Genomic DNA, 24027 nt, shown 5'->3' with positions numbered 1-24027 from the left:
CTAGTGCTTGAGGAACGCCTTTGCCTTTTCGATCGCCTCGTCCTCCGTCGGCGCCGTTACATATCTTCCGTTAATATAAATAAATACCCGCTTCAGGCAATGGCCGCAGTACGACTTGCAGCCTATTTTAATTTCCGCCTCGGGATCCAGCTTCTTCACCTTCGGCAGGAACGACTTCATGCTGATATGGCGGCATTTATCACATATACGTATATCATTAGCCATGATTGCTCACTCCATCTTAATCCCTTCATCATGATGTAAAAGAAAGTCCAATGTTGCTATAGTTATTGTAAGGGAATGGCCCAGCAGAAGCAACCGGTATGGCCACAACTTCTAACGGACGGGATCGTATTTCATGACCCGTTTGGAGAACCATGGCATCAAAATCATCGTGAACAGGATATCGTCGATCGGCATAAATGGCATGAAATCGGGCATTACCCAATACAACAGGACCAGTCCGGCAAAAATCCCTTTCTCCTTCAGCGGTACCCGGGGCGAGAACAACAGCCGCGGCGCCGCTCGGAACAGCCGGATGATCCGGCGGACAGGATGCTTGCTTCCGGCCTTGGCAGACATATGATTGCGGCCCATCCGCACACCCCCTTGCCTCTAGTGTGCGCCATCCGGCCCGCGTCATACGGCCCTCCCGAGACAGTCTATTCCTCGACTTGCCCGTTCAATGCTTCCCGCAAAATCGCCGACACTTCCTTATACATTCCGTCAAAGTCATGCAATGGCAGCGGGCTGGCGCCAAGGCCGACCTCGACCGTGAAGCCGGGCTTCCGGAATCGCTGAATGAACCAATCCTTGTATCCGGCGTCACTGCCCGACAGCTTGACGGCCCGGTAACCGCTGACCGCTTGGAACCGTTCCGCCCATGTGAGCGCTTCCGGCGGCTCATAATCACGGTAGTTCCAATAAATCTCCTGTCCTTGCGTATGGAAAGACAGGGCCAGCTCGAACGAATTCCGTTCCGTATAGGAAGCGAGCGCAGCGGCCTCGGGCTCGGACAACGGATGCTCCCCGCCGTAATTGAGCGGCCCCGGGGAACGCATTCCGCGCCGCGCCCGTTCTTCCTCCCAGTGGGCCGGGAACTGATCATTCAGGTCCACGCCGCGGATGTTCGCTTTCCACCGTTGAAAGCGCCGCGAGCCCTGATTCCATCCCATGACCGGGGAATAGAACGGATGTCGAGGCGAGATGCCTTCCTGCACCAATTCGACGCCGTCCGGATTCACCATAGGCACGATTTTCAAGGCCGTTCGCTCGTAAGCGGAACGCGCATCCCAGCCGAGCCATGGCTTTCCGCTCTCGCAAGACCGTGCGTAATCTTCGATGAACTGCATAAGCAAAGCCGAAGTTATCCACTCATTCGCATGGACACCGCCATTTGCATGAATCGGCACTGGCCCGCGCCCGATACTGACGGCCAAAATCGGCTTGCCGAGGACGCTGTGTCCGATCGTTTCCACTTGGACACAGGAATAGCGGCGGCTTAATTGCTGAAGATCTTCCATTAGTTGGAGAGGGCCGTATTCCGCTTTTTTCCGAAGTGTCTCATTCGTGCACACATAGGGAATGAACACCTTCTGCCCGACCGCCAGCCGGTCCGGCGACAAGCTTGGATTCACCGAGCGAATCAGCGCTTCCGGAACGCCATGTCTGGCGGCAAGACTGCTTAAAGTATCATTTGGCTGGACGGCATAAGTATCGTACGGACGCGCCGGTACCATGAGAACATACCCGGGAAGCGCATATTGGTCGGGATCAAGCTGCGGATTGTATGCCAAGAGCGCAGGCAGATTAATCCCATGCCGGGCGCAAATACGCAGGTAGGTATCTCCAGGCTGTATGGTATAGGGGATCTGCATCGTTCGAACCTCCTTCACTTCCTCATAGATGCATATGCCCCGTACAAAGCGGACATGACTGGAGTTGCCGCATTCCAAAAGACCAAAAAAGCATGCTCTCCGCGACAAACGCGAAAGGCATGCTCTTTGGCATAAACTATACGTATAATAGCTATAAAATCTGGGACATTCGCCACACGACGGGCACGGCGCATATTTGTTCGCCCAGCCAGGCGCGGGCAATCTTCTGGAACATTTCCGGATCTCCGCTGCAAAAAAATTGGTGAACCGGCGTTTCCAAACTATGGGCGAGCTGCCCTTTGTCATGCAAAATCGTACTGATTTCCCTTGCGGTCTCTTCGGCCGAATTGATAAGTTGAACGTCCGGGCCCATGACCAGTTGAATCGCATCGGTTAAAAAAGGATAATGCGTACAACCCAATATTAATGTATCTAATGGTAAAGAGCGCAATGGTTCCAGCGATTCCCGGACAACGCCGATGGCTTCACTGGATTGGAACAAGCCTTTTTCGACGAGAGGAGCGAAGGTCGGGCAAGCCTGGCTGACAGCCTCCACATGAGGAGATAACCGCCTGAGCGCCTGCTCGTAGGCGCCGCTTCGAATCGTCCCGTCCGTGCCGATGACGCCGATATAGCCCGTCTTCGTGGCCGATAGCGCGGCCCGGGCTCCCGGATAAATGACACCGACGACGGGAACCGGAACATAAGCGCGTATCTCTTCCAAGGCGACCGCCGTCGCGGTATTGCAGGCGATTACGATCATTTTCGGCTGAAATTGGATAAGATAGTCCACGATTTGACGCGTAAACAATCTCACTTCATCCGAGGATCGGGGACCATAAGGCGATCGGGCGGTATCGCCGAAATAAATAATTTGTTCCTGTGGAAGCTGGCGCATGACTTCTTTGACAACCGTCAAACCTCCCACACCCGAATCGAGCATTGCTATAGCTTGTTGCACGAATACACCGCTTCCTTTGTCTCTTGATTGACTGACCTGTGATACCATATGTACCGCAAAGCTAAAATGTACCTCGATCTTAACAGCAATGCAGACAAGGTTCAAGTCGGCTATCGTACCATTTTCACACAGCGCAAGAGACAACAGCTACGGGGAAACGCTCCGCGCAAAGAAGCATCCCTGCTCCCTCTTGGCAAGTGCCAAGAAGAACAGGGATGGTGTGATACAGGGATGCTGTTATACATATGGAAGGGCGGATAACCTTTATCTCCGCGTAACTTCCAATTCCTTCTCCGTCTCCTCGGAAGCGGCATCCAATGTGTCGTCAAGCACCGTCAGCTCCGCTTCGTTGTCTGCCTGACGCCATTGGTTCCAGTGCTGCTGAATGCCGGCCGCTTTCTCGCGCGCAGTTGCCAGGAGATTATCTTTTTGCTCTCCAATCTGCTTCGCCAGTTGCTGTGTCTTTTCATTCAACTGCTGAGCACCCTCCGCAATATCGGCGCGCAGCTCGCGGCCCGATTTGGGCGCCAGGAGCAATGCCGCTACCGAACCCACTACACCGCCGACGAGCGTTCCGATCCAGAACTTCTTGTTGCCATTTTCCATGCTATTGCTCTCCTCCTGTCGGCATTGCTCCGGGTTCATGCCGTTGTCGGGATGCCGGCGGGGATTCGTGCCGGGACGCGCGCCGCTGCCATTCGTCCCATCCCGCCGCAGCCCATTTCAGCCATTGGCCGGGGGGCCGACAGGAACGGGAGTCCGACTCGTCCCGTGAGCCGCCCGCCTGTTCCTCCTTGCGCCCGAACCATCGCTCGGTCCTCCGCCCCCACTCCGACAGCAGCCTGCCGGTCTGGCGAAGCGCGCCGCTCCATTCATTCAACGCGCCGATCACTTCCTCGGCGGCCTCCACGGTCCGCTCGGCCTTCTTGGACAGAGCCGACAACCGTCGAATCAACCGCTTCGCTTCATACGCACACTCCTCTGTCTTAGCCAGCGTCCGCCCCAACCGAAGCAGCACGGCTATTCCAGCACCGCACAGTGCCGTCCAGGCCACGGCAGCAAGCAGAATGCTCCATGCAATCATGGCGGCTCCTCCCTATCTCCAGCATCAACCCAGGCAAATGCCCATGTTGTAATGACAGTATAGATAGTTTGGGCTTGTCTTGACACACTTTTCACGTAAAAATTAATTGCGATTGGGTGTGATGAACCCCGTACGGTGCAACTATCATAACCGTGGCCTTCCGATCAATATCCCGGTTGGTCAGATGGCATTGCTTGTGCCTTACGGTCAATGTCCCAGCCGCTCAGATGGATTTGCTTGTGCCTTATACCAATATCCCCGACGCTCAGATATGCTTTACCTCAAATTTAACGATACAAATAGATGTGGCAAGACTGTTTATCCTGCACTACGGGGATAACAAGCATAAGAGACGGACAGGGACACCCACATCCTGTGCACGGGGATATAAAAAACCCCCGGGAGTTCTCTCCCGGCGGTTAAGTTCGCTTGCGTATCCGGTATGTGCAGCGCTTGCCCTGCTCCGCGATGCATTCGGTGCGGATCACATCCGCGTCCAGCAGTTCGCGGAAGAGCGCCAGTTCGCAAGCACAAGGCTGTTTATAATGCTGGGCCACCTGCGCAATGGGGCAATTGTACTCATGCAACAGCCAGCTTCCATCTTCTTCCCGCTCCGTCTCGACCATATATCCGTTATGATCCTGAATGGACCCGAGGGCTTTGACGCGTTCCTCCAGGCTGGATTGGCCCATATGCGGGGCATACTTCTGGATTAGCGACTGCTTGCGGCTCTCGAACAGCTTCCCAATCCCTTCTTCCTCCGGCCAGACCTCCATCTCCTTCAGCAAGTCCAGAATCAGCTGATGGTATTGCTTCGGGAACTGTTCATCCCCTTGAGTCGACAGCCGGTATGTACGCAGCGGGCGGCCCATCGGCTGGCGCACCATCTCGGTTTCCAGCAGGCCTTCTTCCTCCAGCGAATACAGATGCCTGCGCACGCCCATTTCCGTCATGTCCAGCTCCACGGCCAATTGGGCGGCCGACATCGCTCCATTCGTTTTGAGCAGCATCAGCATCTGTTGGCGGGTCGACGTTTTCGTATCAGACTGTTTCAATAGTAACCACCTTTATTTGGGTTGTCTTCGTATCGACATTGTATCTTATCCCGCCGACCGAGACTAGATCATTTCTTTGGCAATGAACTGGCGGACGCCTTCGGCGAACGGCGGCAACAGCTCCGGCAGCTCCGCCAGGGCGGGATGGAGTTCCCCTCTCTTCCAGGCAGCGTAATCCTGGACGAGCGGTTTGCGAAGCCGAACGAGGCCGAGCAGGCCGTCATGCAGCCGCTCCGGTATGGCTCCCTCTTGCGATAAAATCTCTACGATGTCTTCATAGCTGCTGGCATCCCTCATCATAAATCCGTCAATCAGCAGACTGCCTACATCGGTAATCAGCTCTATGGCGATATGTAGCGCCCGTTCTTGTGCATAGGATGCGGTCAGGCTTCCATCCCATCCGTTTCGTATCGCATTCGCGGCTTCCACGATTTCGGGAACCATATTCAAGCGTTCCTCGATCTGTGCGGTCTTCACATAATACATCGCTAGCCTCTCCCTTCTCTGTCAGACGCTGTCACAGACAGCATATCGAAGCTGGACATGATTCGCAAGCACAAAAAAAGGAGCCCGCCAGCCCCTTTTCCTGAAAAACTTGCTTATTCCACGATCAAATAAGATTTCATATCATCATGACCTGTACCACACATGACTGAACAGTGAATTAAATATTTCCCCGGCTTATCGAAAACAAAGTCCTTTTCCATCTGACCGTCTTTCAAATCAATCTTGAAATCTTCAATGGCAGCACCGTGAAAACCGGATTCATTCACCAGCTTCAGGCGGACCTTTTCCCCAGCCTTGACCTTATATTCGGCCTGATCGAACGTAAAATCATTGCTCGCTACGATCTTGACAAGCTTAACGCCTTCTGGAGCTGCTTCTTCTTGCTCTGCCTTCGGCATGTTGAAGAGCAACAATCCGATGGCGAATACGCACGCGATGCTGAACAATGTGAACATTGCCCATTTTTGCATAACAGTCATACGCCCCTTTGTCAGTTACATTCGTCACCTTTTATATTACAAAATCTTTCCTGAATCTCTCAACCCTAACTTGAAATTTTCTAAATCATTTTTGAACTTTGTGACGAATTGATGAACGAAAAGAGTATTTTCTTTATTTTTGCCGTATTTTCGAGATTTCATCCGACGGAAACGCTTCAGCTCTCTTGACATTTCCGTGAATTATTGTTTATCCTCGTTATTTTTGAGGGATGCGATGAATTTTCGAAGCTTCGGCGGAAGCGGAAGACCAAGACGGCCATAGTTTTCCACGATGGAGACGAGCTCGTTCGCAAGGTAAAAGCTGATGGCGCCTTCCCGTATCCACACGGTGCCGAAGACCGTATCCACATGATGCGCCAAAATGACGATAAATAGCATCAACCCTTTGCGGGTCAGGCCCCAGAACCCGACTTCACTGCTTAAGCCCTTGCCTTCCCGCAGCGATGCGGCGATGCCGGAGATATAATCAATAGCGATAGCGATGATAAAAAGCGATAACAACGGGTTCCAGGTGCCGAACAGGAAAGCGACAATTCCCCCGAAGAGCCCGCTTAAGCTGTTCAGAGCAAGCTGTCTCATAGGACCAACCTCCTCTTGCTGCGTGATACATTATCGTATGCAAGGTCTTGTCCATCCCGCCACGGCAAGATTCCGTCCTGACAAAAAAATACGGACCGCCCTCCGCCAGGAGACACGGCCCGTATCGGCATAGATGTGATTATTATTTGAAAAATTGCGGCAAATACGCTCGATTCGCTTCCAGCATCTCATTCAGAAGCGCCTTCGCCACGCGGACGGAAGGGACAAGCGGATGATGAACCATTGCTTGCAGCGCAATTCCTCGATCTCCGGTGACTGCCGCTTCAATCGTCAACTGCTCATAGGTCTTCACCGCATGCAGCAGGCCTTTGATATGTTCCGGAACCCAGCGCGGCGGCAGCGGAATCGGGCCTTGCTTCGTGACGACGCAATTCACCTCGATGCTCGCGTCTGCCGGCAGGAAATCGTAAATGTTTCCGTTTAGCACGTTCAATGTCTGGATATCGTGCCTGTCATTGTAGATGGAGTTCATCAGATTGACTGCGGCTTCCGAATAATAAGCGCCGCCGCGTTGCTCCAACTGCTTCGGCTTCTCCCGGAGGGATTCATCCTTGTACAGCTCGAACAATTCCGTCTCGACGCGGCTGACGACGTCGGCGCGAGTTCCGTTCTTCGCCAGCGATTCCTTCATTTCCTCGAACATTTCGTCTGTCTGGTAGTAATATTTCAAATAATACGTTGGAATCGCTCCCAGGGAGACCAGGAATTCCGGATCCCAGCCCGTTGTCGGCACGTTCTTCGCATTATACGCTTTCCCTCCGGCCAACAGCTCCGGAAGCTTCTCCTCTCCCTTGACGGCAGCCGAAGTAACCCAATGAAGATGGTTGATCCCGACGAATTCCGGCAGCACCTCGGCTTCGGACACTCCATATTCCGCAGAAAGGAATTTCTTGACGTGAATCGGCGAGTTGCATAATCCGATCGAACGGACCCGGCTATGCTTCGCCACCGCTTCGGTCACGATGCCTGCCGGGTTGGTGAAGTTGAGCATCCAGGCATTGGGCGCCAACCGTTCAATGTCACGGCAGATCTCCAACAGGACGGGAATGGTTCGCAGCGCCTTCATCATCCCCCCTGGGCCTGTCGTCTCCTGACCGATAACCCCATGCTGAATCGGAATATGCTCGTCCCGCTTCCGGGCTTCGAGCAGACCGACTCGCATTTGCGTCGTGACGAAATCGGCTCCTTCAATCGCGCGCTCCCGGTCCAGCGTAAGATGGACATCAATTGGGCAGCCCGATTCCTCGACCATACGCTTTGCCAGATTGCCGACAATATCCAGCTTATGCTTGCCTTGTTCGATATCGACCAGCCACAATTCGCGGATCGGCATTTGCGCATAGTTGCGAATGAAACCTTCCACGATCTCCGGTGTATACGAAGAGCCCCCGCCAATTACTGCAATTTTCAACCCGTTGTTGTGTCCCATGTGGGTACCTCCTTCATTTTGAAAAGCAAATCGCTTTAACTTATGATCGAAGCTTATCCGGGAAAAGTGAACGACTTGAGACGTGCGTCCAGCTCCGGGCTGATGATGACTCCCGCTTCATCCATCGCGCTCAGCACCGCTCCCACGACCGGATCCGATTGCAGCCGGACGCAACGGGCCTTGGGCGCCACCCGGCTCACTTCCCGGGCGACCGCATCTTGAAGAAAAGAGCCTTTGCCCCGCATTAACACGCTCCCGATAAGGACGACATCAAATTCGTCATCCGTCATATTCAACCGGCGAATCAGCGCATTGACCGCATTGCCAAGCTCTGTTCCTTCCTCCTCCAAAATGCGCCGCGCGACGGCATCGCCCTGAGCTGCCGCTTCGAACAAGCATTTGACCAGATCCCGCGGCACGGGCACGCCATTATCGAGCACATCGGTATACATAGCCTCCACGGTTCTGTAATTCATTTCCTTAAGAACAAGCGGCGTGAGTCCCGTCTTGTCCCCCCGGCCGTCCCACTCTCGAATGACCGCCCGGAACGCCAATACCGCCAGGCTTGATCCTGCGCCGAATCCGTCGCCGAACAGATGGCCAAAGCCTCCATACTGCAATTCCTCGCCTTGGCGGTTGCGAGCGGCGCTGTTGAAGCCCGTACCGCTAATAATAACGCCGCCATATGGACGATCCGTGCCTGCTCGCATGCCGATCATCGTGTCGCAGGCAATCGCGTGCTTGGCGAAGCCCAACTCCGCAATCATCGGCCGCAGGATGACGTAATCCGGCTCGCGATCGGCCCCGGCCAACCCGAAGTAGGCATAGGTTACATCCTCATGCCTCAATCCGGCCGATGCAAGCGCAGCTTCACAAGCGGCGCGAATATTGCGGGCAGCCCCGTCCCGGTCAATCTGATGGTTTCCGTTGCCGGATAGGCCTGTGCCCAGCACATTCCCCTCCGCATCGACCAGCAGGGCGTGCGTCTTGCTCCCTCCTGCGTCGACTCCCAAGTAGATGCTCATCGAGTTCTCTCCCATTCATCTGCATATGCACCCCTCCGCACCTTCATGTGCGAATACATCATTTGTGCTATATCCCTACTTTACAATTTGATTTCCCCCATTAACTACTACTAATCTCGTGTAAACTAATATGATTTTACTGTTTTTTCTTTGTTCGCTGGTTGCGAATTTCACTTGGCGACACACCAAATAGCTGCCGGAACAGACGGTTGAAATTCGATAAATTGCGAAATCCGCATTCTGATGCAATATCAATAATTTTCTCATCCGACGATTCCAATAAATGAACCGCTTGGGTCAGCCGGAGTTGGATAAGATAATCAAGCGGCGACGTACCGACGGCCTGCTGGAACAAGGCGCTGAACCGGGACGGACTCAAATGGGTCAGCTCGGCCAATTCCTTCAGTGTCCACGGGTATGCCAGATTGAGCTCCATCGTTACAATCAGCTCCTTCAGCGCATGAATTCCGCGGTGCTTCACCGGAGCCGGCTCCCCTTCCGAGATAGCGCCGTGGCGGTTCACGAGCGCGAGAAAGCGCGTCAATTGCGCCCGGATGACCGAGGCGTAAGACGGAGCCCTCATATCCATCTCCTCCTTCATATTGAGGAGAATCGCAATCAATTCATCATATACAGGCATGTCCCGGTTGAGCAGATTGGTGAACTGTACGCCCTGTTCCCGGAACGGGCGGAGCAAATCATGGTCATAGCGCATCTCCATGGCCAGCATCCCGGGATCGAACATATGAACGTCGATGACCAGATGATCCGTCTCGAAGGCGCGATGCAGGTCCTGTCCATTAATGAGGATAATATCTCCTGCTTGAAGCTGATATTTGACGCCATTGATCACATAAAATCCTGTTCCGCCCCGGATATAATTAATCTCCAGTTCCCGATGCCAATGGAGCCGTTGAAAGCCCGGACTCACGCCTTCCGTCGTCGACACGAGGTACGGCATCGCCGTAGGCCAAATGATCGGATCCGGCATTATGGCCTTCGGCTTTTCCCGGGGTTCGGTATGTACATTCCGATCCATTCAAGCTTCACCTCCGCAATGGAAACGTTCTCCCTCTATTACAGCAAAAAAATCCAGTTCCGCAAAGAAAAACATTTCGCGTGCTGTACACAAATAAATTGACAAAGGCAATAAAAAGACATTAAGATGTAAAATGCAAAAAAAACTAAAGGGAGCAGGTGACCTACCCGTGAACTACCAACCGATTGTAAAGGAAAAGACGTTAATTGAGCGCAATGATGAAGACAACCTGTATCAAGTCAAAGTGAAATTGCAGGATGGCACTCAATGCCGCGTCATCTACAATAAAGGAGCAATTACGATCAGCCGCTTGCTCTCCATTCCTTGTCCCGTATGCAGAAAAGACTTCATTTGCTCATGTCTGAACCGCTTCGCGGAACAAATTGACAGCCAAGTTCATTTATCCGACATGCTCGCCGAATAATTGAATAAATCCTGTTGCAATCGAGGCATGTCTGTGGTACAATGTAACAGGTAACGGGGCATTAGTTCAGGGGGAGAACGCTTCACTGGCAGTGAAGAGGTCAGCGGTTCGAATCCGCTATGCTCCACCATCATAGCTACACTCGAGAACATCTGGATGAAGATGTTCTTTTTGTTATGTCTACAAGAAAGAACCCGCAAGGGTTCTAAGATGCGGGTTTTTCATGAATGCTCCCCTAAAGAATTTTTGGACAGCAAGTGGGTAAGTTCCTTCATAAACATATTGATATCCTTGAACTGGCGGTATACGGAAGCAAATCGGACATAGGCCACTTCATCGACCGGATACAATTGCTCCATCACCCGCTCGCCGATAATGCGGCTCTCTACTTCGGCATGAGCCGTATTGCGGAGCTGCTTCTCCACTTCCGACGCTATCATCTCCAGCCGCTCCACCGAGACCGGCCTTTTCTCACAAGCCCGGATCAGGCCTCGCAGCATCTTGTCGCGGCTGAACTCCTCTCGGCTTCCATCCTTCTTAATGACAATCAGCGGCGTCTCTTCAACCATTTCAAAGGTCGTGAACCGCCGGCTGCACAGCTCGCATTCCCTTCTCCTCCGGATGGACTTGTTATCATTGGCAGGCCGGGAATCCAGCACTTTCGTTCCAAGATGGTCACAAAAAGGACATTTCAAATGGTGTTCCTCCCTTCTTCCCGATCAACTCGGTTGTTATCGAAAATACCAGTCGTTACCTGTAATGAACTTAGCGAGAATGCACACAATACAATTACCAACCATAAGGAGGTGAATAGATATGGCCCAAAACAACCGTTCCAGCAACAACCTGGTTGTACCTCAAGCAACTGCAGCTCTCGAGCAAATGAAGTTCGAGATCGCTCAAGAATTGGGCATTGCCATTCCGCAAGACGGATATTATGGCAACATGGCAACCCGCGACACCGGTTCGATCGGGGGATACATCACGAAGCGCCTGGTTCAAATCGCGGAGCAACAACTAGCAGGACAATTCAAATAAGGCATTACGAGCATCGGAGCAAGCCGGTAACCCTCGGCTTGTCCGATGCTTATTCATTTCCCACCATAGACGTCCTGATACTTATCATAATAATGGATTACGCGCTGTACGTACAGCTTCGTTTCCCCATAAGGAATCTGCTGCTTCACGGTCTCGTATCGCCCGTCCCATGTCTTGTTGCGGAGCCATTTGCTTACATTGCCCGGACCGGCGTTATACGCCGCGATCGCCGCAATCCAATTGCCATTGAACTGCTTATGCAGCGATTGCAAATACCAGGTGCCGATATGAATGTTCGGGTCGATCTCGTACTTCAATTCCTCCATCGTCCATTGCGTATCCAGATCGAGCTGCTCCATCGCCCACGAGGCGGTCTCCGGCATCAACTGCATCACGCCGATGGCGCCCTTCCGGGATTCCTGCCCAGCCTGATAATTCGTCTCTACCCGAATGATCGCCGCTACGAGCAGCGGATCAATCTTATACTTGGCTGCATGCTTCCGAATCTCTTCCTCATATGGAATCGGATACATCCAGCGGCCCAGCCATTGCGATTGTACGAATAATATAAATAGAAACCCGAGAAAGAGAACGAGCAAAAAACGCTTCTTCCGCATCAGATTCATGATTCGGCTCATAGCAAGCCTTTCTGAAGCAAGAACTGTTCCACCTGCTGCCGAGTCTCTTCTATTCCCTTGCTGTTGTCGATGACGTAATCCGCCCGTTCCCGCTTCATCTCAATGTCCCACTGAGAGCGAAGCCGTTCGGACGCTTCCGCTTCGGTTAACCCGTCCCGCCGCATCAAGCGCTCCAATTGAATCTCTTTCGGGACGTAGACGACGACGATCTCCTCGAAGCGATCGGTCAAGCCGGACTCGTACAGCAGCGGCACGTCCACGACAACAAGGGATTGCGGATGCTCTTCCTCCAGCCGGCGCATCTGCGTCATCATCTCCTGCCGGATGGCCGGATGGGTAATCTCTTCAAGCGCTTTCCGCTCGGCTGCATTGGCAAATACAACGTTTCCAAGCCGTTTGCGGTCAAGCGAGCCGTCCGGCAGCAGCATGTCCGCTCCGAACCGTTCCGCGATCTGATCTAACGCGGGACTGCCAGGAAGCACGATCTCCCTGGCAATCCGGTCAGCATCAACAAGGAGAGCGCCCCGTTCCACGAGCAGACGGGAGACGGTGCTTTTCCCCGACGCAATGCCGCCGGTTAATCCGATGTTCATGCCTTCACCTCATTTATTTGCCTGCTTACATTAGGTTATCAATTTTAGCATCCCCATCAACATTAACAACAAACCTGGCAGAAATGATATTCTCTGAATCCAGCGCTGATGCGAGAACCTCATTCCCAGATGCATGCCTGCCCGCAAGAAAGCGCCGCTGAATAAAGCGATCACAAGCGCCGTCAGCAACGACGGATAGCCAAGCAGGGATGCCCCGATCCCTGCGCCGAACGCATCAAGCGACAGCGCGGCTCCGAGCCATGCCGCTTCGGCGGCGCTGATGCTTCCCGAGCGATCGATATCGGCAGCGGAAGGCGTCTTCAATATTTGAATGACTAAGCCGAGACGGCGCAGCTGGATGCGGATGAGCGGCTTCGATTCCGCCCGGCCGATCCATTTCTTCAGCTCCTGGGGAGGAATCGGCTTCATGCCGCCGCCCCGGCATCGGCCGGCTTCCGGCGGATCCTCCTTTTTGCGAAGGAGTTGGATGATCGCCCAGGCCCCGATCGCTATCAGGATAACCGATCCGGTCCACTGCGCGGCGACCGGAGATACGTACCGCACCAGGAGCCCTCCGGCCTGCATCGACAGCCAGATGAACATTCCGGAGCATATCGAAATGATTACGATCGAAAATATCGGAATACGCACGCGGCGCAGACCGTAAGTCATTCCGACTCCGAAGCTGTCAAGGCTCAACGCAAAAGCCAAGACGAACATGGACGCTGCTTGGATTAGCATCGCATTTCCCTCCCTGCTCGGCGAGAACCGGCCGCGCCAAGGCGCGGGCTTCCCGCCGGTATATCCCATCATATGGGCAACAGCGGAGAGGGGTGAATGCTAATTGGAGCGTTGGGTATGCTTCTGGCAGCGCGGGCAATAATGCGTGCCTCTGCCGCCGACGACGCTTTTTTCAATAATCTGGCCGCAGCGGATGCACGGCTCGCCTTGACGCCCGTACATTTGAAGCTGATGCTGGAACATGCCCATCTCGCCCTGTCCGTTCACATAGGATTTGATCGAGGAACCTCCGGCCTCGACCGCCTCGGTCAACGTTGCGACAATCGCTTCGTGCAAGCGGACGCATTCCGCGTCGGTCAGCTCGTCCGCCGGCCGCTGCGGATGAATGCCTGCCCGGAACAACGCTTCATCCACATAGATATTCCCGATGCCTGCCACGACATGCTGATTGAGAAGCACCGGTTTAATAAAGCTGCGGCGCTTGCGCAGCAAAGCGGTCAGCACTTCGGGCGTGAACTGATCCGAGAGCGGCTCCACTCCCAGCTTCTGCAGCGGCGGCATGCCCCATTCCTCCTCGCGCCGGAACAGATGCATCGTGCCGAACTGGCGCACGTCCTTGTACCGCAGTTCGCTGCCGTCCGTCAGATGGAAGATGACGTGGGTATGCTTCTCCACCGACTCTCCTGCCTGGAACAGGCCATAGCGCCCTTCCATCCGCAGATGGGACACCAGCGTCAGCCCGTTCAGCAAAATGCGGAGAAACTTGCCCCGCCGCTCCACTTGTTCAATCGTATGTCCGCTCAATGCGTCGCAGAACTCTTCTATATTCGCAGGACGCTGGATGATGCGGGGGAGCGTAACGGTCACCCGCTCGATCGTCTTTCCCGCCACCAGCGTATTTAATGTCCTTTTGACAGTCTCCACTTCCGGCAATTCCGGCATGTCAATCACCTCTCGTTGTCCATTATACCGAATATTGTCCTCCTGCGGAGTACTGGTCTCGATTTACTTCGCTTCGTACCAATTGCTCCCGGAGCTGACATCGGCGCGAAGCGGCACATCGAGCTTCAAAGCCGCTTCCATGACTTCCGGCACCAGCTTCTTCATCGTGTCCACTTCATCCTCCGGCACCTCGAACACCAATTCGTCATGCACCTGAAGCAGCATCCGGCTCTTCAAGCCGAGCTCCTTCATCTTGGCATCCATCTGCACCATCGCCAGCTTGATAATATCCGCGGCAGTTCCCTGGATCGGCGTATTCATCGCCGTCCGTTCCGCGAACGAACGAAGATTGTAGTTCGATGCGTTGATATCTTTGAGATATCGTCTGCGCTCGAGCAGCGTCGTGACGTAGCCGTCCTGGCGCGCCTGCTTGACGATATCGTCCATATATTGGCGCACGCCGCGGAACACATGGAAGTATTGATCGATGAACGCGGCGGCTTCCTTCCGCGTAATATGCAGGTTCTGGGATAGCCCGTAGTCGCTGATGCCGTAGACGATGCCAAAGTTGACGGCCTTCGCCTGACGGCGCATATTGGAGTCGACCTGGTCGGCGGAGACGCCGAATACGTCCATCGCCGTCTTCGTATGAATGTCCATATCGTGGATGAACGCTTCTTTCAGCTTGTCGTCGCCAGAGATATGGGCCAGGACCCGAAGCTCGATCTGAGAATAGTCGGCCGCGACAATGTGCCAGCCCGGCTCCGAAGGCACGAATGCCTGGCGGATTTGCCGCCCTTCCTCGAGGCGGATCGGAATATTCTGAAGATTCGGATACTGGCTGCTCAGACGCCCCGTCGCCGCAATCGTCTGACGGTAATACGTATGCACCTTGCCTGTGCTCTCGCGCACTTCCTTCAGCAGCCCTTCAATGTAGGTAGACTGCAGCTTGGTCATCTGCCGGTAGAGCAAGATCAGCGGAATGATGTCATGGTACGGCTCGAGCTTTTCCAGCACCTCGGCATCGGTCGAATATCCCGTCTTCGTCTTCTTGACGACCGGCAAGCCCAGCTTATCGAACAGAATCTCGCCCAACTGCTTCGGCGATCCGATGTTGAATTCCGTACCGGCCAGCTCGTAGATTCGCGCCATCGTTTCCTCGATCTGCTGCTTGAAGTTCGTGCCCAAGTCGTGAAGACTCTGCTTGTTCACCCGAATGCCCGTCTTCTCCATCTGTGCCAATACCTTGGATAGCGGCAGCTCGAGATCATAGAAGAGCCGATTCATCTCCTGCTCTTCCAGCGCCTTCTCCATCACCGGCTTCAGCAGCCGGACGAGCTTCGCCTTGCGCGCCGCATGCTGCGCGACGACCGTCTTCTCCGGCACCTTGAATTTGGCGCCTTTGCCGTATACGGCGTCATTATCCTGGGAGGACGGCAGGCCGTACTTCACCGCCACGGACTGCAGCGTAGCCGAAGCATCCTCCGGATTAAGGAGATAGGCTGCAAGATGGACGTCGAAGACGGCTCCTTCCAGCGGAACTCCCGCCCAATGAAGCACCAGCTCGTTATAGTGGAGATCATAGCCGCTTTTTGGACGCTGAACGTCTCCAAGCCACGCACGCAGCTCGGCCGCCTCTTCGCTCTGCAGTTCATCTGCCGTCACATACCAGCTCTCTTCCTCTGTCCCGACGAGCAGGCCGATGAGCTCCGCCTGATGCGGATTATCGCCATGGGCTTCCACAATCAGCACGTCAGCCGCGGCGAGCGTCTCATTTAGCCCGTCCCATCCGCTTTCTCCGGCCAGACGGACATTGAGACGCTCCGCAGAGAGCGATTCATCGACGGCCGCAGGCTTCGCTTCCCCGCCGACACCGGCTTTTTCAAGCCGCTCGATAACGGACCTGAACTCAAGCTTGCGGAGAGCCGGCAGCGTCTCGGCCTTCAAGCCGTCGAACTTCATCTGCTCCGGCGGCAGATCAAGCGGAACCTCCCGGAAAATGGTGGCCAGCCTCTTGCTCATCCGGGCATCTTCCGCATGGTTGACCAGATTCTCCTTCATCTTGCCCTTCAGCTCGTCCACATGCTCCAGCACGCTCTCGACGCTCGCATACTGATGCAGCAGCTTCAACGCCGTCTTCTCTCCAATCCCCGGAACGCCCGGGATATTATCAGAGGTGTCTCCCATCAATCCTTTCAGATCGATAATCTGTTCCGGCCTCAACCCGTACTTCTCCTCTATCTCGGCCGGAGTATACTTCTCTACCTCCGTCACGCCCTTCCGCGTAAGCAGCACGGACACGTGCCCGGAAGCGAGCTGAAGCATGTCCTTGTCGCCGGTGACGACATACATCGTCTGTCCCGCTTCATCCGCCTGGCGGGTCATCGTGCCGATGATATCATCCGCCTCGTACCCCTCCAGCTCAAAATGAGCGATGCCCATCGCCGTCAACAGCTCCTTCAGAAGCGGAAACTGCTCGGACAGCTCCGGCGGCGTCTTTTCGCGGCCGCCCTTGTACTCCTGATAGTCTCCGTGACGGAACGTCTCCTTGCCCGCGTCAAACGCGACCAGCATATGAGTCGGCTGCTCCTCCTCCAAAATGCGAAGCAGCATCTGCGTAAAGCCGAATACGGCATTGGTATGCAAACCTAGTGAGTTCGACAATGGCGGCATCGCAAAAAAAGCACGGTAAATAATGCTGTTGCCGTCGATTACGATCCATTTTTCCTTCATTAATAAACACCTCAATCCCGTCTCATGTTTTCATGATAGCATAGCGCGAACCCGAATAGGAAATCGAATATGAACGCGGCCCGAAGATCGGAAGCCAAATGGGATTCACTTACATTAACTTCCGATCTTTATAGGTCAGGTTGGCTTGCCAACGCCTTATGGCCAATCTCCCAGCGGCTCAGGTCCGTCTATTCACCCATTAACCCCCTTTTAACCATTCCGCCATTAAGCAAGTCTTCTGTTCCAGTTATTCTTAATCTCCCTCACCTGCGGTATGGGGATACTGGGCATAAGACGGTACAGATGCGAACTCGGCACGATTTCCTGCGCCGTGAGGATAATGATAATGAGTAGAGAACGGGACTGATGCAGGTTCGATTCAGTTTCCTGAGCCGAAGGATTAACGAGCGTAAGGTGCGGCAGATATGGATTCGGTTTGCTTTCATGGGCTGATGGGATAATGTGTATAGCGCACGGCAGAGACCATTCGGCTTGCTTTCCTGCGCGGTTGGGATAATGTGCATAGGGCGCTACAGATACGGATTCGACCGGGCTTTCTGCGCCGAAGGGATAACGAGAAAAAGGCGATTCAAGCACGATTTTCTGAGCCGCGAGGATGATCTGCATAAGACGGAGCACATAGAAAAACCGCCCGGATTCAGCTCCGGACGGTTCCAGCAAGAGGGCATCAACTATTCAGATCGGGACGTTCGTTGGTGACGAGATAGACGACCGACTCGCCGATATTGGTGGCATGGTCGGCAATCCGTTCGATATAGCGGCCGACGAAGGTGAGCAGCATCGCCTGGGAGGCATTGTGCGGATTTTCAAGCACGTAGCTGAGCAGTTCGCGGAAGATTTGGCTGTACAGCTGATCGACTTGATCATCGTCCTTCGCCATTTTGTAGGCCAGATCGATGTCTTCCTGGACGTAAGCCCGAATCGAATCGGTAATCATCTGCTGGACAATCTCCGCCATGCGCGGAAGGTCGATAAGCGGCTTCATCAGCGTCTGGCCTTCCATCCGCAGCACGACCTTGGCGATGTCGATCGACAGATCCCCCATCCGCTCCAGATCGCTGGAGATGCGGAAGGCGACAAGGATGCGCCGCAGATCTTTGGCGACCGGCTGCTGCGTCAAAATCAGCTTCGAGCCCAGCTCGATAATATCATCCTCCATCCGGTTCAGAGCCGGATCCTCGTTAATGATTGCCCGGGCGCGCTCCGCGTCCATCGTCTTCAACGATTCTATCGATTCGAACAGCGCGCGCTCCACATGACTGCCCATTTGTTCGAGCAGACGGCTGAGCTCATCCAGCCCCAGATCGAATTCCCTGCGCTTAATCATCCTGGTATCCTCTCCTTTTTAGCCGAATCGTCCCGTAATATAATCTTCCGTCCGCTTGTCGCTCGGATTGGAGAACAGCGTCTCCGTCTGATCGAACTCCACTACTTCCCCATTGAGGAAAAAGACGGTCTGATCCGATACGCGGGCGGCTTGGTGCATATTGTGCGTAACCATGACAATCGTATATTGATGCTTCAGTTCCTGTACCAGCTCTTCGATCTTCAGCGTCGAGATCGGATCCAGCGCGGATGTCGCTTCATCCATCAGCAGAATCTCGGGGTTGACCGCCAACGCGCGCGCGATGCAGAGGCGCTGCTGCTGCCCCCCGGACAGACTGAATGCCGACCGCTTCAAATAGTCCTTCACTTCATCCCACAGCACGGCGGAACGCAGGCTCTGCTCGACGATCTCATCCAGCTTCGCCTTGTTGCGAATGCCATGGAGCCGCGGGCCGTATGCAATATTGTCATATATCGATTTCGGAAAAGGGTTCGGCTGCTGGAAGACCATGCCCACTTTTTTGCGCAGCGTCTCCACATCGACTTCATTGCTGTAAATATTAGTCCCGGCAATCTCTACCCGACCCTCGATGCGCGTGCCGGCTATCATGTCATTCATCCGGTTCAGCGTCCGGAGCAGCGTCGACTTGCCGCAGCCGGAAGGGCCGATGAACGCGGTGACCGCCTTCTCGGGAATCGTCATCGATACGTTCTTGAGCGCGTGGTAGGTGCCGTAATACAAGTTCAGGCTGTCGATATTAATGATAGGCTTCAGATCCGTTACGGTTGTTGCCGGATTCTTCGTTATCGCCGCCGTCGTCATACGATCGTCTCCTTATCTGTTATTCTGATATTTGTTGCGGAGCAGCACGGCTGACAGGTTCATCACGATGAGCAGCGCCAGCAGCACGATGATGCCCGCTGCGGCCAACTCATGGAACGCCAGCTGCGGCCGCGATACCCAGTTGAAAATCTGGATCGGCATAACGGTGAACTGATCCAAAATGCTGTTCGGAAGAAAGGCCACGAACGTCAGGGCGCCGATCATCACGAGCGGCGCAGTCTCGCCGATTGCCCGGGACAATGCCAGGATAACCCCGGTCAGTATGCCGGAGATGGCCGATGGCATGACCGAACGGGAGACCGTCTGCCATTTGGTCGCGCCAAGCGCGAACGAAGCGTCGCGCCGCGTCTTCGGAACCGCGCGAATCGCTTCTTGGGCGGATACGATAATGATCGGCAGCACGAGCAAGGTCATCGTGAGCGCTCCGGAGAGCAGGCTGCGGTCAAGCGCCATGCCGCGCACGAAAATCGTAAGCCCGAGAATCCCGTACACGATGGACGGAACCCCCGCCAATGTGCTGATATTCAACTGGATGAACCGGGTAAGAGCGTTCTTTTTCGCGTATTCTTCCAGATAGATTGCCGCTCCTACGCCAAGAATGAATGAGATGGGCGCCATGATGAGCACCATATAAATCGATCCGACGATCGCCGACTTCATCCCCGCGGCGGCAGGCCGGCGGGACGGGTAGTTCGTGAACAAATCGGCATTGAGCCGCGACAAACCGTCCATCATAATGTTTACGAGCAGCGCCATCAGCGCCACGATTCCGATCAAGGTAGCAATAACAAAAAGAATGTGCAGGCAAAAATCGATTTTCCGCCGGGTGCTGATCTGCTTGCGGTTCGCGTCTTGTAACATCGCCATCTGTCAATACTCCTCCCTAAACCGGCGTGCAACCCAAAGCGCCAATATATTAAGCAGAAACGTAATGATGAACAGCGTCATGCCGACAGCGAAAATCGTGCCGTATTCAATGGATCCATGCGGCGTGTCGCCCAAGCTGACCTGCACGATATACGCCGTCATCGTCTGAATGCTCTCCAGCGGATTGAACGTCAGCTGCGGGGTCGCCCCTGCGGCTACCGTCACGATCATCGTCTCGCCGATGGCCCGCGAGAAGGCCAGCACGGCGGAGGAGACGATGCCGGATAATGCGGCCGGCACGACAATCTTCAGCGCCACCTCGAAGCGCGTGGCCCCGAGGGCGTAAGCCCCGTGACGCAGGCTGCGCGGCACCGCCGTCATCGCGTCCTCGCTCAGGGAGGAGACCATCGGGATAATCATGATGCCGACGACGATTCCGGCGCTGAGCGCATTGAACACGCCTGTGCTCGGGAAGATCTCCCGGATGATCGGCGTGACGAAGGTGAGGGCGAAATAGCCGTATACAATGGTTGGCACGCCAGCCAACACTTCCAGAACCGGCTTGACGATCTTGCGGACGCGATCCGGCGCGTATTCGCTCAGATAGATGGCGCTAGCCAGTCCGATCGGGATAGCGACCAGACAAGCGATGAGCGTAACCAGCAGCGTCCCTCCGATAAGCGGCAGAATGCCGAACTCCTTCGGCTGAATGAGCGGGCTCCATCGGGTGCCGAACAGGAAGTCGGCGATGTTGACGCGGGAGAAGAAGTTCCATGTCTCCGAGAATAACGTATAGACGATGCCTATCGTCGTCAGAACCGAGACGGCCGCGCACAGGAACAGCAGCACCGGCACGATTTTGTCCGACAAATGCATTCTGCGGTTACGGAACGTCAGCTTCGCTTCTTGTTGCGGGACATTCGCCTGCATATGCTTAACCTCACTTTTAGCTTCATTTACAATTCGTTAACAATCACGCTATGAAAATGTGATGTCCCTAATTCATGAGGAGAAGAGACATCACACGTTCATCATCGTGTATGACTGCTGCGTCCGAATTCCTGCGATTACTTCAACTGGTTCAACTGCTCGTCATATTTCTCTTGCGGCAGCGGCACATATCCGACTTCCTCGGCGATGCTGCCTGCCGTCTGCAGGTAGTACTCGACATAAGCCTTCACTTCCGGCTTCTCCAAATGCTTCTTGCTTACGTAAATAAGGAGCGGACGGGACAATGGCGAGTAGCTTCCGTCTTTAATCGTCTCCAGCGTAGGAGCGACTGTCGCCGTTCCGTTATCGACAGGAACGAGCTTCAGTTTGTCTTGATTCTCCTCGAAGAAGGAGTATCCGAAGTAGCCGATCGCATTTTTGTCTCCGGCTACGCCTTGCACGATGGCGTTGGTGTCCGCGCTGAACGTAATCTGGCCGTCGTTGCGGCTTTCTTGCGCCTTGCCGTTAATCTCTTCCGTGAAATAGTCGAATGTTCCATGATCGGCTCCCGGAGAGTAGATTTTGATCTCCTCGTTCGGCCAGCCTTCCCGCACGTCGGCCCACGTTTTGACCTTGGAGTTCGGCTCATAGATTTTTTTCAGCTCGTCGAGCGTGATTTTGTCGACCCAAGTATTGTCTTTGTTCACGACGATGGACAAGCCGTCATATGCTACCGTCAATTCCAAATACTCGATGCCGTTCGCCTTCGCGTCTTCCGCTTCCTTGTCCTTGATTGGGCGGGATGCGTTGCTGATGGCCGTCTCGCCGGCGATGAACCGCTTGAAGCCGCCGCCCGTGCCGGACGTTCCTACGGAGACGCGGACATCGCCATGCTCCTTGCCGAATTCTTCCGCAATTGCCTCAGTCATCGGATAGACCGTGCTGGAACCGTCGATCTCAATCGTGCCGGACAATTTGTCCTCGCTGCCTTGATTTTCCGTATTGTTAGCGGTGTTCGTCTGCGTTGATTCTGTTCCCGTATTGCCGGCCGCGTTCGAGGTATCTTCTTTTTTGCCGCCGCATGCCGCCAGCGCGAATGCCATCACTGCCACCAAAGTAAGCAGCAGGATTTGTTTGCCCCACTTTTTCAAGTGAATTCACTCCTTTGAATTGGTTCTCTCATTTTCCGATAAGTTCGCTTGCTGCCTTACAATCTGAATCTTACAGCTTGTTTGTTAAGCCTGATTTGGAAGTATGTTAACGGAGTGTAAAAATTCAAGGCTGATACGAGCCGCCGCGGATAAAATAGTTCAGCAACGTCCTCCAACGGATCCGCCAATCCGCTGCCTGAAAGGCATGACTAGGCTCGACATGCTTCGTGGCGACAGTTGAAAAATGAACCTGTCAAAGACAGACCGTGTGCTCTGTATTTCCATGAAAATTTAAAATATCCCCTTAATAAGAGAAAAAGCAGTAAGTCACATTTTTCTGCAGTATGTTATAGTGTCATAGAAATTCCCAATATTGTTGATTTGCAAAGTCATTTTTTAGGATGAAAATCAATTTTACCGGGGCATCAGAGGATTTTTAATAATGAAATAAGGTGAGATTATGGAAGAAGTTACGCTTCAAGAATTTAAATCAGAAATTTCAAATAGGGAAAATATTAAAGTGATTTTAGAAAGTATTTTTTAAGCACGAGGTCCCATAGAGTAGTCAACCTGTACTTCCAGTTTGGCAAAATTATAATAAACGACTGGGAAATCGATATTAAAAAGTGCAGGTTTTTTTGGAAAAGAAGAAAGCCTTTTTGATAAAGGATTGGGAAATCAATGCCAAGAAATGCAAAGTTTTTTAGAAAAAAAAGAGTACGTGATCGCAAGCACGGACTCCAAGACGAAACTGATTCTATACTCGGGAAAATTAATATTAAGCGGTATTGTAGTAATAATAAAGTCAATGTCCATGCTTTTTATATCGCCTTCAATCATTTTTCTATCCACTTCACCTATAATCTCCAGTTTTCCCTCGAACTTTTTATTAAGCCAGCTCTTCATGTATAATTCCCAGATTTTTCCTTCATCTGTAACCAGCAGCACTTTTTTCTTATTCATAATTTTTAGCCGCCCGGTTGCCGCTATCCGCATCGTTACTTTTGCGGCTTCTTCATCGGGCACATCGATGATTCCCAGTTTCTTTGCCCATTCGTTGTATGCTTTCTTCACGGAGAGAAAAGTTTTTTTATAAGTCTTCTTTATATACTTGCAAGTCTCCTTTTCCGGCATTATGATTTTCGGGAGAAACTTTAATTTATAAAAGGTTTGCCTGCAGTAATCAACCATGCCGTACACAAAATCTTCGTCGCTTGCTAAATCGATTTTCACTTCTCTTTCCAATATGTGAATAAACTCACTTATATAGGTATAAGCTTGTATTTTTCCCTCGTTCGTAAAAAATATAATGCCCAGTTTTTTCTCGATATCGGAAACACGAAGAGCTAAAAAAGTTAGGGATTTTTTTAGATAAATTGGATATGACTTCGCATATTGTTTGATCTTGGGGTATACGTAATTTTATCCCTTTCCCCTTTTTCGAATAGATAGAAGCGTTTTGCGGCAGTAAATCATTGAGAACTGAGATATCCTTGCGAATGGTTTTACTGGAACAATCCAGTTTTTGTTCAAGTTCAGAGAGAACAAACCACTTCTTGTCCTCAGCAAGAATCTTTAGCAATTTGATTTTGCGGCTAATATCCTTTTCCATCCTTATTCACCTTCAGCGATTTCGTCCCGCCGTCTGTCGAATCTGCCCTTCAAGGCCAGTTGCTCGAACAGTCCGGTTTGGATGAGTGCA

The 24027-nt window shown here is 53.2% G+C and carries 29 protein-coding genes and 1 tRNA gene; 3 read left to right on the top strand and 27 right to left on the bottom strand.

Annotation, left to right across the window (positions count from 1 at the left end):
* From ABD76_RS12605 to ABD76_RS12545, 13 genes are all read right to left on the bottom strand, one after another.
* Positions 1–225: a YuzB family protein gene (locus ABD76_RS12605; protein WP_197257324.1), complete on the bottom strand. Its 225-nt coding sequence runs from the start codon at positions 223–225 to the stop codon at positions 1–3.
* A gap of 111 nt (positions 226–336) precedes the next feature.
* On the bottom strand, positions 337–597 hold the full coding sequence (locus ABD76_RS12600; RefSeq protein WP_197257322.1) for a hypothetical protein: 261 nt from the start codon (positions 595–597) through the stop codon (positions 337–339).
* Between the two features lie 65 nt (positions 598–662).
* Entirely contained in the window at positions 663–1877 is a 1215-nt protein-coding gene (locus tag ABD76_RS12595; RefSeq protein ID WP_197257320.1) for a M14 family metallopeptidase, read from the bottom strand.
* A 151-nt stretch (positions 1878–2028) separates the two neighbouring features.
* Positions 2029–2838 (bottom strand): glutamate racemase, encoded by an 810-nt coding sequence (racE, locus tag ABD76_RS12590; RefSeq protein WP_338125110.1) that lies wholly within the window; start codon positions 2836–2838, stop codon positions 2029–2031.
* Between the two features lie 264 nt (positions 2839–3102).
* Complete coding sequence (locus tag ABD76_RS12585) at positions 3103–3444, bottom strand: YtxH domain-containing protein (protein WP_197257318.1); 342 nt, start codon at positions 3442–3444, stop codon at positions 3103–3105.
* Between the two features lies 1 nt (position 3445).
* Complete coding sequence (locus ABD76_RS12580) at positions 3446–3922, bottom strand: DUF948 domain-containing protein (protein ID WP_197257316.1); 477 nt, start codon at positions 3920–3922, stop codon at positions 3446–3448.
* A gap of 419 nt (positions 3923–4341) precedes the next feature.
* Positions 4342–4977 carry a helix-turn-helix transcriptional regulator gene (locus tag ABD76_RS12575; RefSeq protein WP_197257314.1) on the bottom strand — a complete coding sequence of 212 codons (636 nt, stop codon included), beginning with the start codon at positions 4975–4977 and terminating at the stop codon, positions 4342–4344.
* 63 nt (positions 4978–5040) lie between these two features.
* Positions 5041–5463, bottom strand: a complete 423-nt coding sequence (locus ABD76_RS12570; RefSeq protein WP_197257312.1) for a DUF86 domain-containing protein — start codon at positions 5461–5463, stop codon at positions 5041–5043.
* A gap of 113 nt (positions 5464–5576) precedes the next feature.
* Complete coding sequence (locus ABD76_RS12565; protein ID WP_006679238.1) at positions 5577–5954, bottom strand: cupredoxin domain-containing protein; 378 nt, start codon at positions 5952–5954, stop codon at positions 5577–5579.
* Positions 5955–6164: 210 nt separating this feature from the next.
* Complete coding sequence (locus tag ABD76_RS12560) at positions 6165–6563, bottom strand: phage holin family protein (RefSeq protein WP_197257309.1); 399 nt, start codon at positions 6561–6563, stop codon at positions 6165–6167.
* Positions 6564–6705: 142 nt separating this feature from the next.
* Positions 6706–8013 (bottom strand): 6-phospho-beta-glucosidase, encoded by a 1308-nt coding sequence (locus tag ABD76_RS12555; RefSeq protein ID WP_197257308.1) that lies wholly within the window; start codon positions 8011–8013, stop codon positions 6706–6708.
* Positions 8014–8066: 53 nt separating this feature from the next.
* Positions 8067–9038, bottom strand: a complete 972-nt coding sequence (locus ABD76_RS12550) for an N-acetylglucosamine kinase (RefSeq protein WP_197257307.1) — start codon at positions 9036–9038, stop codon at positions 8067–8069.
* A 136-nt stretch (positions 9039–9174) separates the two neighbouring features.
* Complete coding sequence (locus ABD76_RS12545; RefSeq protein ID WP_197257306.1) at positions 9175–10077, bottom strand: AraC family transcriptional regulator; 903 nt, start codon at positions 10075–10077, stop codon at positions 9175–9177.
* Between the two features lie 169 nt (positions 10078–10246).
* Between ABD76_RS12545 and ABD76_RS12540 the strand changes: the two genes are divergently transcribed.
* Positions 10247–10501 (top strand): hypothetical protein, encoded by a 255-nt coding sequence (locus ABD76_RS12540; protein WP_006679243.1) that lies wholly within the window; start codon positions 10247–10249, stop codon positions 10499–10501.
* A gap of 55 nt (positions 10502–10556) precedes the next feature.
* Positions 10557–10631, top strand: a tRNA-Ala gene (locus tag ABD76_RS12535).
* A 91-nt stretch (positions 10632–10722) separates the two neighbouring features.
* Here ABD76_RS12535 and nrdR read toward each other — a convergent pair.
* A complete protein-coding gene (gene nrdR, locus ABD76_RS12530; RefSeq protein ID WP_040733970.1) occupies positions 10723–11196 on the bottom strand; it encodes a transcriptional regulator NrdR in 474 nt (157 codons plus the stop codon).
* 121 nt (positions 11197–11317) lie between these two features.
* On the opposite strand from nrdR, the gene ABD76_RS12525 reads away from it, so the two are divergent.
* Entirely contained in the window at positions 11318–11539 is a 222-nt protein-coding gene (locus ABD76_RS12525; protein ID WP_006679245.1) for an alpha/beta-type small acid-soluble spore protein, read from the top strand.
* 53 nt (positions 11540–11592) lie between these two features.
* Here ABD76_RS12525 and ABD76_RS12520 read toward each other — a convergent pair whose 3' ends face one another.
* From ABD76_RS12520 to ABD76_RS29520, 13 genes are all read right to left on the bottom strand, one after another.
* Positions 11593–12177: a lytic transglycosylase domain-containing protein gene (locus ABD76_RS12520; RefSeq protein ID WP_197257305.1), complete on the bottom strand. Its 585-nt coding sequence runs from the start codon at positions 12175–12177 to the stop codon at positions 11593–11595.
* A complete protein-coding gene (coaE, locus tag ABD76_RS12515) occupies positions 12174–12770 on the bottom strand; it encodes a dephospho-CoA kinase (RefSeq protein ID WP_197257304.1) in 597 nt (198 codons plus the stop codon). Before coaE ends, ABD76_RS12520 begins: the two co-directional genes overlap by 4 nt.
* 30 nt (positions 12771–12800) lie before the next feature.
* Positions 12801–13511, bottom strand: coding sequence for an MntP/YtaF family protein (locus tag ABD76_RS12510; RefSeq protein ID WP_197257303.1), 711 nt, complete (start codon positions 13509–13511; stop codon positions 12801–12803).
* 99 nt (positions 13512–13610) lie between these two features.
* Positions 13611–14453, bottom strand: a complete 843-nt coding sequence (gene mutM / locus ABD76_RS12505) for a DNA-formamidopyrimidine glycosylase (protein ID WP_197257301.1) — start codon at positions 14451–14453, stop codon at positions 13611–13613.
* Positions 14454–14516: 63 nt separating this feature from the next.
* Positions 14517–17186 (bottom strand): DNA polymerase I, encoded by a 2670-nt coding sequence (gene polA, locus ABD76_RS12500; protein ID WP_197257299.1) that lies wholly within the window; start codon positions 17184–17186, stop codon positions 14517–14519.
* Between the two features lie 225 nt (positions 17187–17411).
* On the bottom strand, positions 17412–17867 hold the full coding sequence (locus ABD76_RS12495; protein ID WP_197257298.1) for a hypothetical protein: 456 nt from the start codon (positions 17865–17867) through the stop codon (positions 17412–17414).
* Positions 17868–17874: 7 nt separating this feature from the next.
* Positions 17875–18534 carry a phosphate signaling complex protein PhoU gene (gene phoU, locus ABD76_RS12490; protein WP_197257296.1) on the bottom strand — a complete coding sequence of 220 codons (660 nt, stop codon included), beginning with the start codon at positions 18532–18534 and terminating at the stop codon, positions 17875–17877.
* A gap of 18 nt (positions 18535–18552) precedes the next feature.
* A complete protein-coding gene (gene pstB, locus ABD76_RS12485; RefSeq protein ID WP_168180708.1) occupies positions 18553–19356 on the bottom strand; it encodes a phosphate ABC transporter ATP-binding protein PstB in 804 nt (267 codons plus the stop codon).
* 12 nt (positions 19357–19368) lie between these two features.
* The gene (pstA, locus tag ABD76_RS12480) at positions 19369–20244 is read right to left on the bottom strand and encodes a phosphate ABC transporter permease PstA (RefSeq protein ID WP_197257294.1); all 876 of its coding nucleotides are present in this window, start codon (positions 20242–20244) and stop codon (positions 19369–19371) included.
* Positions 20245–20247: 3 nt separating this feature from the next.
* The gene (gene pstC, locus ABD76_RS12475; protein WP_197257292.1) at positions 20248–21174 is read right to left on the bottom strand and encodes a phosphate ABC transporter permease subunit PstC; all 927 of its coding nucleotides are present in this window, start codon (positions 21172–21174) and stop codon (positions 20248–20250) included.
* 137 nt (positions 21175–21311) lie between these two features.
* Positions 21312–22325 (bottom strand): PstS family phosphate ABC transporter substrate-binding protein, encoded by a 1014-nt coding sequence (locus tag ABD76_RS12470; RefSeq protein WP_197257290.1) that lies wholly within the window; start codon positions 22323–22325, stop codon positions 21312–21314.
* Positions 22326–23003: 678 nt separating this feature from the next.
* Complete coding sequence (locus ABD76_RS29525) at positions 23004–23570, bottom strand: PRD domain-containing protein (protein ID WP_242069544.1); 567 nt, start codon at positions 23568–23570, stop codon at positions 23004–23006.
* A gap of 13 nt (positions 23571–23583) precedes the next feature.
* Complete coding sequence (locus ABD76_RS29520) at positions 23584–23937, bottom strand: helix-turn-helix domain-containing protein (RefSeq protein WP_242069543.1); 354 nt, start codon at positions 23935–23937, stop codon at positions 23584–23586.
* Positions 23938–24027 lie beyond the last annotated feature (90 nt).

Source organism: Paenibacillus dendritiformis (genome assembly GCF_015845845.1).
Classification (GTDB): domain Bacteria; phylum Bacillota; class Bacilli; order Paenibacillales; family Paenibacillaceae; genus Paenibacillus_B; species Paenibacillus_B dendritiformis_C.
The sequence above is the reverse complement of the archived record's forward strand: the minus strand, read 5'-3'. Positions and strand labels throughout refer to the sequence as shown.